This window comes from Bdellovibrionales bacterium (assembly GCA_016714165.1).
Classification (GTDB): Bacteria; Bdellovibrionota; Bdellovibrionia; order Bdellovibrionales; family UBA1609; genus JADJVA01.
Genome location: JADJNU010000019.1, coordinates 1 through 10,995, shown reverse-complemented (window position 1 = coordinate 10,995; position 10,995 = coordinate 1). Strand labels below are relative to the sequence as shown.

Annotated in this window: 10 protein-coding genes and 1 pseudogene; 5 read left to right on the top strand and 6 right to left on the bottom strand. The window is 45.5% G+C overall.

Going from position 1 to position 10,995, the window contains the following annotated elements; all coding sequences use genetic code 11:
• Positions 1 to 1,100: 1,100 nt before the first annotated feature.
• Positions 1,101 to 1,286 carry a hypothetical protein gene (locus IPJ71_19810; protein ID MBK7845887.1) on the bottom strand — a complete coding sequence of 62 codons (186 nt, stop codon included), beginning with the start codon at positions 1,284 to 1,286 and terminating at the stop codon, positions 1,101 to 1,103.
• A gap of 377 nt (positions 1,287 to 1,663) precedes the next feature.
• Here IPJ71_19810 and IPJ71_19805 point away from each other — a divergent pair, with 377 nt between their 5' ends.
• The 3 genes and pseudogenes from IPJ71_19805 (at position 1,664) to IPJ71_19795 (ending at position 4,175) form a co-directional block, all read left to right on the top strand.
• Complete coding sequence (locus IPJ71_19805; GenBank protein MBK7845886.1) at positions 1,664 to 2,179, top strand: hypothetical protein; 516 nt, start codon at positions 1,664 to 1,666, stop codon at positions 2,177 to 2,179.
• Between the two features lie 1,477 nt (positions 2,180 to 3,656).
• A pseudogene (locus IPJ71_19800) lies at positions 3,657 to 3,761 on the top strand (SAM-dependent methyltransferase).
• 195 nt (positions 3,762 to 3,956) lie between these two features.
• Positions 3,957 to 4,175, top strand: a complete 219-nt coding sequence (locus IPJ71_19795) for a hypothetical protein (GenBank protein ID MBK7845885.1) — start codon at positions 3,957 to 3,959, stop codon at positions 4,173 to 4,175.
• A 583-nt stretch (positions 4,176 to 4,758) separates the two neighbouring features.
• On the opposite strand, the gene IPJ71_19790 is transcribed toward IPJ71_19795, so the two are convergent.
• Positions 4,759 to 5,145 (bottom strand): hypothetical protein, encoded by a 387-nt coding sequence (locus IPJ71_19790; protein MBK7845884.1) that lies wholly within the window; start codon positions 5,143 to 5,145, stop codon positions 4,759 to 4,761.
• A gap of 623 nt (positions 5,146 to 5,768) precedes the next feature.
• Between IPJ71_19790 and IPJ71_19785 the strand changes: the two genes are divergently transcribed.
• Entirely contained in the window at positions 5,769 to 6,293 is a 525-nt protein-coding gene (locus tag IPJ71_19785; protein ID MBK7845883.1) for a hypothetical protein, read from the top strand.
• A gap of 1,487 nt (positions 6,294 to 7,780) precedes the next feature.
• Here IPJ71_19785 and IPJ71_19780 read toward each other — a convergent pair.
• The 3 genes from IPJ71_19780 to IPJ71_19770 form a co-directional block, all read right to left on the bottom strand.
• Positions 7,781 to 8,161 carry a hypothetical protein gene (locus IPJ71_19780; GenBank protein ID MBK7845882.1) on the bottom strand — a complete coding sequence of 127 codons (381 nt, stop codon included), beginning with the start codon at positions 8,159 to 8,161 and terminating at the stop codon, positions 7,781 to 7,783.
• A gap of 641 nt (positions 8,162 to 8,802) precedes the next feature.
• Positions 8,803 to 9,144 carry a hypothetical protein gene (locus IPJ71_19775; protein ID MBK7845881.1) on the bottom strand — a complete coding sequence of 114 codons (342 nt, stop codon included), beginning with the start codon at positions 9,142 to 9,144 and terminating at the stop codon, positions 8,803 to 8,805.
• Positions 9,145 to 9,213: 69 nt separating this feature from the next.
• Positions 9,214 to 9,447: a hypothetical protein gene (locus tag IPJ71_19770; GenBank protein ID MBK7845880.1), complete on the bottom strand. Its 234-nt coding sequence runs from the start codon at positions 9,445 to 9,447 to the stop codon at positions 9,214 to 9,216.
• A gap of 249 nt (positions 9,448 to 9,696) precedes the next feature.
• On the opposite strand from IPJ71_19770, the gene IPJ71_19765 reads away from it, so the two are divergent.
• A complete protein-coding gene (locus IPJ71_19765; protein MBK7845879.1) occupies positions 9,697 to 10,455 on the top strand; it encodes a chloride channel protein in 759 nt (252 codons plus the stop codon).
• Between the two features lie 224 nt (positions 10,456 to 10,679).
• On the opposite strand, the gene IPJ71_19760 is transcribed toward IPJ71_19765, so the two are convergent.
• Positions 10,680 to 10,880 (bottom strand): hypothetical protein, encoded by a 201-nt coding sequence (locus tag IPJ71_19760; GenBank protein MBK7845878.1) that lies wholly within the window; start codon positions 10,878 to 10,880, stop codon positions 10,680 to 10,682.
• Positions 10,881 to 10,995: the final 115 nt, after the last annotated feature.

Genomic DNA, 10,995 nt, shown 5'->3' with positions numbered 1-10,995 from the left:
CGACAAATACCAATAATACACAATCACTTGAACAGCTTGATTCCCGATATCTCTATTAATTTCAAAAATTCTATCGTGCTTCTTTACCCGTCAATTGATAGAGCCTGATATCAGCCAAATTCAAAGAGATAAACAAATAAATTAATAACAACAGCAAGCGAAAGAGTCAAAGCTTAGGTAGCTCTTCAAGCTGCCATTTGCTCGGTAAGGAAAATACAACACCGGAAGATTTGAAAGAACGATTGGCAACCAAATCAAACCTTAAAACCGAAGAAAAAGACTCCACAACCCTTTATTTGAAAAGCCCAAGATCCCTGTTATAAACGTAAAAACACCAATTCAACCAAGTCAGATAGGACAGCAAGCAAAGATGAGAGAAGAAGACTTCTTTATGCAAACGGGAATTTTTGGAGGTTTTCAAATCATATTCTCTCTACGCTTGATTTTACCAAAGCGCAGCAAATCCCTTCAAAATCAAGACTTGCTCAGCTTCCTACCCCCAAAGAGTAAAACAGTTAATGCCGGAGGGTTCGCCCTGAACGGCTGAAACCTTTTTTCACGTCTTCTATCAGGTCAGGAGCAATGCGCTTATCATTTATCAAGGCGGGAGCTGCACTTAATAACAGATCCTAAAAATAGAAAAACCTCTCGCGATCATGCGGCTGATTTTGAGCGTCAAAATGAAGACTTCCTGTGTTAACTCAATGATATTATTATACTCCCGCTTGCATCACATTTCCTATCTGAACTCCGGGACATAGGGGTGTCCTTTGATCGACCACTGATAATCATTGAACTCGATCCAGTACCGCAAAATAGCCGGACCAAGGGGATCAACAAAAACTAGAATTATTCACTTCGAAAAAGTATGACTTCAATCCGATCAATACTTTCTCAATTCTCGAAGAACAGAGAGGGTCCGGCACATGCTCCAAAAACCAAATATAAAAGGCTCCATCAAAAGTCTGTCCCTTTAGAATCGCGAGGTCTCTGCATCGGACTGATGTGCAGCCTGGCCGGAGTTGTCCAGAAGCCCTGGGCCAAGGTCTCTCTCGCTACTCTTGAGCTGGTCTTCGGAAATATCGATACCCACCAATTTTTTAATCGAAGAAAATCTTCAAAAGAATTTTACTTTGCGGGCACCACGCCACATCCGACCTCAAGCAAAGCTTGTGTCTCTTGAACCCACCTTCATAAACATAGGTCCAAGAAGGCGCTTTTCTGGAGTCTTCCAATCGAGCTTGCTCTTCTGATGTGTAACCATGAAGATATTTTGATTTTGACACACTCTACCTCTCAAAAAGAGAAAGAACTATTTTGCACATCTTTTGGCCAATAACTGCAATACCATTATGCGCTCAGCAGCCAAGAAAGCCAAAGGACCACACCACTAGTTTTGAGCTTAGATTCTGTTGCCAGACTCATCGCCTAGCGCAATCCTCCGATACATATACGGTGGAAAATACGCAAACAGATGATTTTTTTAGTTTGTTAAGGAATTGGTACCTTAAACAATTTTCGCCTTCCCAAGTAGTTGGGGCTATGTTGGACCAACCACTTTTGGAGCAACTGCTATTTGACGACTCCTTCTCAGTTAAAATTTGATCCATCAGGTGATCTAGCAGCCGATCCATGGATGTAATCTCCTTCATTTCCAACAAAGATGGACAAGTATGGCTTCCATGCACCAGCCCACCACCTCAAAAATCGAATTGTTCCCAATCGCCAGGTTCTTCATGGTCGCCGAGATCTCAAGGTTGTTATATTTGATCCCAAAGGCATTGCTGAGAATCACGCTGGCGAGTCTATTAACGTGGCTATGAAGCTTCACCTACCAACTTGGTACCGACTGTCAATGAAGCAGAATCCATCTCTCGCAAAAAAGGAATGGACTCTGGAATTTAAAAATCTGAGAGTTCGAGCTGAAAAGGATAACCATATTCACCAAGTTTGTCACAAGCCCAAATCAACCTCCTGTTATTCGGTCTTGGCTGCCTCCGAATGCCAAATGGACTGTCAGATACAGCAGATTGCAACCACCGAGGACTTTACCTTTCAGCTAAATTCATTTGACCGAATCGACAGACTGTCTCCTGCGACTTCTCAATTTAACTTGAGCCTTCTTGCAGGCCTCGTCATGCAGGAATCAACATTCAACCTCTGGTACACGTTGGGCTAAGGCCATTCTATCCCACCGGTAGGTAACTTTATCGCCGATTTGGAAATTGCCTGTTTCCAACCTCATCGGCCTCAGGTCCGCCTCGATCAGCCGTTTTCCCGCCGGGGTTGTTATAACTGATTAACGCCGGAAAGCTCACGGCAAGAGATGATTGGCGCCTCAATCCTGAACCATCGCTCCGGGAGGTTTGACATTCCTTAATTATCTTGCCGATTTTACAAGTGATCGACCCTGTCTTTTCACAACTCAGGCAGAATTCCGCGTTTCCAAAGCAACCTACCACCCAAATTATTTTCCAGCCTCCTACCAGTCAGGCGCTTCACGTAAAAAGGCCTCACTTGAAAATAATCAAAATTTTTAGCCTCAGAGAATTTAATCGAGGCGCGAAAAATACGTCGCCTGGAGTGAGTAGTTACTGTTACCATTTTTTCAAATCGAGAGGATCTTCATGCGAAATCGCCCTAAAATCCTCTCTTGCCATCACCTTCATATTTTTAGGCATCAAGTAGTCTCACCTGCCTGTGCAAGTAGTTTCCTTATGGCCACGCCATTGATGAACTCGTTCAAATGTTAACAAAATTTTCGTTAAGTCTCCTTGTCGTGCTCTTCTCCCTTGTCCTGGAATCATTTCATCCTTCGTAAGCCGCGCTGGCTCTCGCGATGCCTTCCTTTCTCTCATTGCCATAGGTTGGAAACAACGGTGGTTGCATCTGTCATCAATGATTTCTCCCCTCAACGACTTGGGTATGACCTTGCTATTTGCCTTGCTTTGCGGGTTTGTGTCTTCCCGTTGTTTGGAATTCCATTGAAAATCCCGAACAGCGCTGGTGGCTTCAGGCTGTCCGAAAAGCCATTTCCTTCCCACATCTCGAGCCTGTTCGAGGATCGGTTATAGACATGAGAACCTTTGATCTCTAAATACCGGAGCGGTTGTCCAGGTCGACGACTGGGGCGAATTCTGAGTATCCGATGCGCGAGGGAGATGTGATAAATGTCAAAATTCATTTAATGGAACTCTCAATCGAATTAGCTGCTCCCTTTTTACCGGTTCAAAGAACCCACGAATCAGGGCACTATCCAGCGGGACTTGGTCTGTGATTTATAGGACTACAGCGAGGGCATCATCGTCTCTTCTTGTCAATTTGTCGAGACCCAACCAGATCAGGTCACTCACTCAAATATTAACTGATTTTCTTGATTGTTGCTTCGTTCTTGATATGTATGCTCTTTTCAAGAAGGAAACTTGATGTCCTATTCCATCTCTATGAGCCCGATCGGGCATATCTAGTCCTGTTTCCTCGGAAAAAGTTTGGAGTGCCAAAACAGGGACTACTTCTTGTCTCAGTCATGGTGCTATTCATTTTTCAGAGCACATTGACGGGGCCTGCCGCTGACCGCCGGACTGGAATCCTTTTCTCACTTGTGGCCCTCTGGCTATTTCATCGAATAAAAATAAAACTCTTCTCAAGAAGGTTCACCCTCCTCGATTGGGAAGGAAAAAATTTGGGGTTTTTGCCTGCGGAGCCCTCATCGACCAAATGCGATAGGTATGACTGTCGTTCAAATTTTGTCGATTGAATAAACCGGATATTGATCAGTGGCTTAGATATGGTCGAGGGCACCTGTATTGATATAAAGCCTTATATCCCCAGTGGACTCTTACCTGCAAGCTCCCTCTGGATGGCTAAGTCACCAACCCGATTCATTCTGCCCAACAGAATTTCATCTTCTGCGATGGAAGAGCTCTTCGCTTTACGAAAAATCAGACTCGCTCGAAATGCCTGCTTCAGGAGGTTCTCCACGCCATCAGAGAATGTCTCAGCACGGATCCACGACCACCCGCCTACAAGAAATGGAACAAAACAAGGCAGATGAGAAAAACCGATGCGCTTTTCAGATCTATGGATTAGACGTCAAGTTTCGCAAATGGGACAATGGATTTTTGGTTACAAGAATTGATAAAATGAGAAACGAAGAGAGCAGAGCCATTATGTGACCCAGCCATAACAGTCGCAACTGAATCCCCATCTCATCGTTGAGGCGGCCCAAGCTATAATGTATTATGACGGTCATCAAGGTTCCAAAAGATTTCGCATCCTGAAACACACCACCCGCTTGTTTTCCAACCACGACATCCGTTTACCAGAATACTGGAAAGAAGGGCCCCAAGCTCAGGCCGCATAAAATTAGGAAGACGTGGATCATAACGAGCCCCAGGCCGTAAAAGAGGGAGAAAAATCAGCCAATATGAGAGCACATGACGACTGGAGCTCTTGAGTAAACCGGGCACCCACAAAAAACAAGTCGACTCAAAAACATCAAAAGAAAAACAAGTGAGGGCATTTGCCGAACCCGCGTCCGACCATTAAGCTAGCTTCCGCTTCAGATAAAGCACTATTCGCGTGGTCAGTGACAGCTCTCAACAAGGTAGGTTGCCACTATCATGGCCATCCAAAGGCTCTGTCTTCTTTGAAATCCCCATTTGATTTGCTCTCCTCTGCTCTCACCTTGCTCCTCCGAAGAACTTTCCTGTCCAATGCCATTAATGCGATAATTCCTTTGATGCCTTTGAGCCCTTGTCAGGAGATGAGCTTAGGGCTTGAATTTCGCAATCCTCTTCCTCTAGAAAAGGAAATAGCGAAAAAGTTCAATATTATAAAGGGAATCCCGCTAAACAAAAAAACAATCTTGGTCCAGGGATAATTTAGCCCGATAGCGTAGGAGAAGGTGAGAGGAGCTAAAAAGGAGGCCATCCCATAATTGCTATGGAAGGCCATCTTGAGAAAGGCGTTCCAATGGATTCTGGGTGAACTTTCCTGAATAAGCACGTGCTGAGCAACCGATCCAATTCCCTGACCAATTCCTAGAACTCCGGAGGCGACCAGGACAGAAATATAGTTTCCGCCAAGACCTAAACCCACACATCCAAGACCCATAAAAAATAAACTTCCCCGCAAAACGCGCATCGATCCCCTACAACGGAATCAACCACCGACAGGAGTAGCTCGCCATAAAGCTCAGCAGAGAGGTCAGCAGAAAATAGCCAAGAGCCCAGGTATCCGGTCGTGGTGAAGGTCTTTTGCAGCACTAAGGGTAAAAGGGACCACGAGCATTATCTAAAACCAAGGGTAAAACAATGAGGCATACGCAAAAGAACACAGGACCACCGCAGTTCCATATTACGCATTTCTTGCGAGCCGCATGTTTGACTTCATCCTTTCATCCGCAACAATCGACTACCATCGTCATGAAAGCCGATAAAATATGGGCTTGATCTTCCGTCAAAATTGCCAATAGCCCCGGATTTAAACTTAACTAGATTTTGTTGGCACGAGCACGAGCACGGGCACGGCCAATTCAGAGCAAGTATACCAAGTGAAACTGACACCACATCTCGTATTTCACCTTAAGATGGAGATTTATATTCGTGGGAACGAATGTTGATGACTCCGAGGAGACTATTCACCAAAACGCCACTTTGAAGGGCCAACTCCCCGAAAATATACGGAATCTTTCTGCGTTTTTGCCTTGATCCAACGTTTTATTAATCTTGGTGGTGAACATCAAATTTATTGTACCTCTGAAGAGTATGGAATTCCATTCGTTCCACCTTTGGAAGAATTCTAAAGGTGACAAACGACTGATCCAGACAAAGTTCAAATGCCCAAGCCTCATTGAGGGTTCGGCACGACAGATGCTAAAGGGCAGGTGGCCTGCCGCTTGCTCCAGATGTAAAACTGTAGAAAGTGCGGCGGAAAGAAGCGGACGCCAAATCGAAAACTGGCGATTCGCGGACAGAATTGCTGAAATCATAAAAGTACTAAACAACGTGGACGAACAACAATCCTTCCCTCTTATCTGGACCTCCGACTTGGAAACTTCTGCAATCTTGTTTGTCGCATGTCAATCCGAGAGCAAGCAGAAATGGTCTCTTGAATGGAACCGGGTCCAGATTGACCTTGGGAAAAACTCATTTTTATTAGATGGCGCTATAAATATGACTGGTATCGGAGAGAAAAGTTCAAACCCTTTCAAGGCAATTCTTCCCCATATCAGGAATTTTCATGTGGCTGGAGGAGAACCTCTCATTATTCCTGAGACGCTGAACTCTTAAAGGAACTACAAAGAACGGCATTTCTCGCAGCACGGAAGTTTCTTTTATACACAAACCTTACAGTCCTGAATCAGGAACTACTGAAGTGCTTTGCAAACTTTCAAAAGAGTTTTTTACGCGAGTGTTGGATGCTTACGGTGAACTGAGACTACATACGCTACCCAAGCAAATGGACAAAGATTGTCGATCGTTCATGAAATCTCGAGTTGGGCGAAGGACTCTCCCTTTGTCATCCAGTTTAACGTGACAGTACAGATTTACAACATTCTGAGACTACACGAACTCATCGACTGGATTCAGTCCTTGATTTGACCGGGAGTCGGCAACGTCCCCAATCTCACTATCCTAAACAATCCCAGCTACTATGATATTCGCAATCTCCCCCCAAATCTGGAAACAGGAAGTCACAGAAACTATTGCAAAGGAAAGAGTCGATTGGCTCTCAGCAGCGCCCTCTTATGCGCGAGAAAGTTTTTGCAGCCACACTGGATCGGATTGTTGAACATTTGAAATTTCCTCCCTCAAGTCGCCGGACTTTCTCCCACTTTCAATCCGTGACAGCCGCTCTTGGACGCATCAAGAAAACAAAACCTGAGCCATCTTCCGGAATTAGTAGGCCCTCCAAGGATGGATTGTACCGAATCTCTCATCAGGCTCCGTTAGGAGCCCCACAAATTCTGCTTTCACTCCATGAATGGTTGTTAAATGGGCGAAGCCGTCCTCCCTGCCCCCCCGACCAAAAGTCGCTCATCGTTGCAACTGGATGGCCTTCAGCTGATATCTGGCCGATTCATCAGCTCTTCTCTCCCAGCCCCTGTGAAACGACAAGAATTTCTTTAATGGGATTGCAAAACCCTAAATCAACCGCAAGTTCGTCACCACTCATTATAGGACCATGGAGCTCTGACAGCGAACGTCTGCTTCCGTCCCGAAGCACAGCAACAACCTCAATTATCTCTGTTGATCCAGCAACACACGAAATCTTTACTCCAACAATATTGTTTTTATTTACTGGAAACGAAACCCGACGTTGGCTCTGGCCAAAATTTCGTCAAGGCCTAAATCTAGAGAAACCTCGTGATACGGCTGGGATTGCTCTTTGGAATTACAGAAACAAGTGTCACCCCCAATTTTTTCGAGGCGGAGCAGCCCTCAGGCGGGACAGTTTCAGGGGGCAGCTTCTAGGCGGAGCAGCTTTAGGCGAGAGCCTTAGGGGGGGCAGCTCTAGGCGGAGCAGCAATCTCCACTTTATCGTTTTTTGCAACTTATTAGGATCAGACACAGGCCAGTTCGGGTTCAGGCACTGGTTCGGGCGCCGGCTGATCTCCACCAGTTCAGGCGCCTGCACCAGGAGGCCTCTGGCTCCGTCGATTGAGCTCGGGCTGCGGGGCTCGCAACCTGCGATGAATCTGAATCAATCCGCAGGCTTCCAAAATTTTGTTGATTACCTTAAGATGAAGAACAGCACTATGAATGATAAAGTGCCCTCAACTGGATTTCCCAAGCTCCCCTTGATCGAGGTCTTCTGTATTTACCAGCTCTACCTGATCATAGCTTTCACGTTCTTTAGACAAGAAAGATCCCCGCGCCTTTGGTATTGATTTAATGGTCAGCGAGTTCAGGTCCAACAAAAGCTCGGCTTGAGCCTTTCCATCAAATGATTTGGCCACTATGACCACTTTTTCGATAACATAAGATCCGAACTGGGCAAGCGGATATCGACGGCTAACCTCTTGATTTAACTGAATTTCGGCTGTTCCTTCTTGTTTCTGATTCCCTACCTCCATATCTCCATAGTCCAAATCCAACAGAAAAGTATCTCCGATGCTGAGATGAGAAGGTGGACCCGATTTACCTTCCTTTGGCATGACATTGGCTATTGTAAAAAAACAATCCCACACCAAAAGCAACTAAACAGAATATCCATTTCATGAGTTCCAAGCCTCCATAGGAATAACAGACAACATAGGTGAGCGAACATAAAGCACCGATCATGCCACAGCCTTCTTTAAAGAAAGCTGCAAACAGAACAACTCAGATGGGCTGCTGTGAAAAATTCACTCTTAGTGAAAATAAGAACGACACGATTTTGTCTGGAGTTTGAAGGACGTCAAAATAGAGAACGCCTCCTTTTTGAGTGCGCCTTCACCAAGTAAATCGATCGCGCATAGAGAATTTATGCAAAAGCCTTCGACACAGCCCGTGGATTGGCTTTTCCGCAGAGCCCTCCAGAGTGGCCAATTCTCCGTACATTTTCGCAATTGCCGGTCGTCGAGCCAATTCTCCCTGAGGGATTGACTCGCCAAGAGGCGTTGTCTAAGAGAAAAATCTGATCCACCTCACTAAGTAGGCTCAGGGTCCGGAGTCCATTTTGTCTTTGAGCTACTGTTGCAGCAAACTCCGGCGATAAGACTAAGGCTGGATTCCGGCCGAATCTCTTTGAACAAGGAATAAATATTCATACGTTCTCGTTGGTCCACTCTAAATTCATCAAGTACATTTCCAAGCCCTATGAAGATCTGATCCAGCTTGGTAAAATCCCTATTGGTTTGAGGCATTGGGTGGCCAAAAAATTTCGAGGAAAAAGAGTCGAGTAAAAGAAAGTCGGCCAAACTAGCAAAACCGATCCTTCCGAAAAAATTTCGTTTCCAATAGCACCGGAATTTTTAAACTCCATTTTTATTCGATAATCCTCTGCCCGATCTTCAAGTGAAAAATAGTACCAAAGAATACCCGGCAATACCCAGGAGCTTTCATTAAGTGTTAAATGAATGGATTGGAGTTTCTTAAACCATGCGGACTCAACATTCGGAGATGAGCTAAAAAAAATGGCCACTTTCATTAGGTCCATTTCCCAGGCCTGCAACTGCTCAGTGATGGACTGTCTTTCTTTGCTTCATTGCATCATTCAGGATTAAAATTAAAAAACTCCTCCCCCGAAAGACCTTTGGGCAAATCCCCAAACAGATTTTCCAGGTTGTGACGATAAACTGAGAACGCCTTTGCGATCGCCCGTTCGACAACCGCCCACTCTGAGCCTTACAATCGCATCCTTCGATCCACCAGGCTCAAAAATCTGAATATATTCAATAATATTTACGAGAGGAGGGCGAACATCCGGATACGATTGATGCGGACCAGAGTATGCCGCCATTCCGATATCAACAAGCACGAATGGACATAGTACATTGAGCTAAAAATCAAGATCCCGCCAAGACCGTTGCTTGCCCAGCGGTTCGCCCATCCTCTGATTGCAATGACGCGAGTTTTAAACTCATTGCAATTGCGAATAAACACATCTAGCATCAAAGCAATAGGCAATGGGCAATGGGGTCTCCCTTAACCGCCGCTCGCAACGAGGTCGTGCTGATGGCTCCTACCAAACTAAGGGTGGGAGTGGGTCTTGAAAAACACCGAATCAAAACTGATTAACCGCTATCTCCGCTGGACATTCTTCAGTGCCATTAGCGGCTTTCTTGCCGGTATTGCATCATCTGTTTTTCTGATTTCACTTGAATGGGCTACAAACACTCGCGATAAGGCGCCTGTTATTATCTGGGCGCTCCCCATTGCTGGCTTTTTTATCGGTTGGACCTATCACCACTTCGGTAAAAATGTGGCGGCAGGAAATAATCTAATTCTCAATGAAATTCATGATCCAAAGAAAGTAATTCCCGTCCATATGGCTCCCTTTATTCTTGTGGGAACAATCCTTACTCATTTGTTTGGCGGCTCAGCAGGCCGTGAAGGAACAGCCGTACAGTTGGGGGCCTCGCTTTCGGATCAACTGACACATTTCTTTAGGATCGAGCCCGAGGAGCGAAAGATTCTGCTCGCCGCAGGAGCTGGAGCTGGGTTTGGCGCAGCCGTTGGTGCACCATGGGCCGGAGTGGTGTTCGGCATGGAAGTGATTAATGTCGGTAAGCTCAGGCTTTTTGCCTGGTTTGAGTGTTTCGTCGCCTCCTTTGTTGGGTTCGGTGTTTCACATCTTCTTCAAGCCCCTCATTCCCAATTTCCGTCTGTTGAGATTCCTTCGGTTGATGCGAAAGCCCTTTTTTTGTCGGAGTTAGGGAATTGCGTTTGGCATCTCAGCCAAACTTTTTCCATGAGTACTCATCTTGCGAAAGAACCGCGAAACGATTTATATCCTATCCTCCTTTGAAGCCGCTCATTGGCGGATTCCTAGTTGTGACTCTTTTCTTTCTCGAAGGTACCTATCGGTACGTGTGGGCCCGGAATCCCCTACATCCAGGACGCTTTAACGAATCAAGTGGACGAATGAGCCCTTACTCAAATCTATCTTCACATCTCTGACGATAGGAACCGGATTTAGGGGGTGAATTCATTCCACTTGTCTTTATTGAACAACGCTTGAAGCGCCTCGCTCTAATTTTGCCAATTTCGCTTGCCTTCTGCCGCGGTCGGATTCGCCGCTGTTTTTGGAGGGGCTTCCAATACGCCGATTGCCTGTACCTTAATGGCCATGGAGATTTTCGCCACCGCATTGGCCCATTCGCTTTTGTTGCGTGCTCCATGAGTTATTACTTTTCGGGTCATCAAGGCATTTATGCCTCTCAAAGAATTCATATTAAAAAACATCAAAAACTCATCTCATGGCTGATCTCGTGTTATTCCATGCTCAGATCCTCAAGAAATGGAGAATAGAGTTGGAAGGGAAAAGCCAAAATACCATTGTCCAAAA

What these genes read in the sequence shown, in the direction of transcription:
- IPJ71_19790 (MBK7845884.1), bottom strand. Translation starts at nt 5,145, where the DNA reads ATGCGCGTTTTGCGGGGAAGTTTATTTTTTATGGGTCTTGGATGTGTG.
- IPJ71_19805 (MBK7845886.1), top strand. Translation starts at nt 1,664, where the DNA reads ATGGACAAGTATGGCTTCCATGCACCAGCCCACCACCTCAAAAATCGA.
- IPJ71_19770 (MBK7845880.1), bottom strand. Translation starts at nt 9,447, where the DNA reads ATGGCGGCATACTCTGGTCCGCATCAATCGTATCCGGATGTTCGCCCT.
- IPJ71_19780 (MBK7845882.1), bottom strand. Translation starts at nt 8,161, where the DNA reads ATGCCAAAGGAAGGTAAATCGGGTCCACCTTCTCATCTCAGCATCGGA.
- IPJ71_19785 (MBK7845883.1), top strand. Translation starts at nt 5,769, where the DNA reads ATGGAATTCCATTCGTTCCACCTTTGGAAGAATTCTAAAGGTGACAAA.
- IPJ71_19760 (MBK7845878.1), bottom strand. Translation starts at nt 10,880, where the DNA reads ATGAATTCTTTGAGAGGCATAAATGCCTTGATGACCCGAAAAGTAATA.
- IPJ71_19795 (MBK7845885.1), top strand. Translation starts at nt 3,957, where the DNA reads ATGCCTGCTTCAGGAGGTTCTCCACGCCATCAGAGAATGTCTCAGCAC.
- IPJ71_19775 (MBK7845881.1), bottom strand. Translation starts at nt 9,144, where the DNA reads ATGGACCTAATGAAAGTGGCCATTTTTTTTAGCTCATCTCCGAATGTT.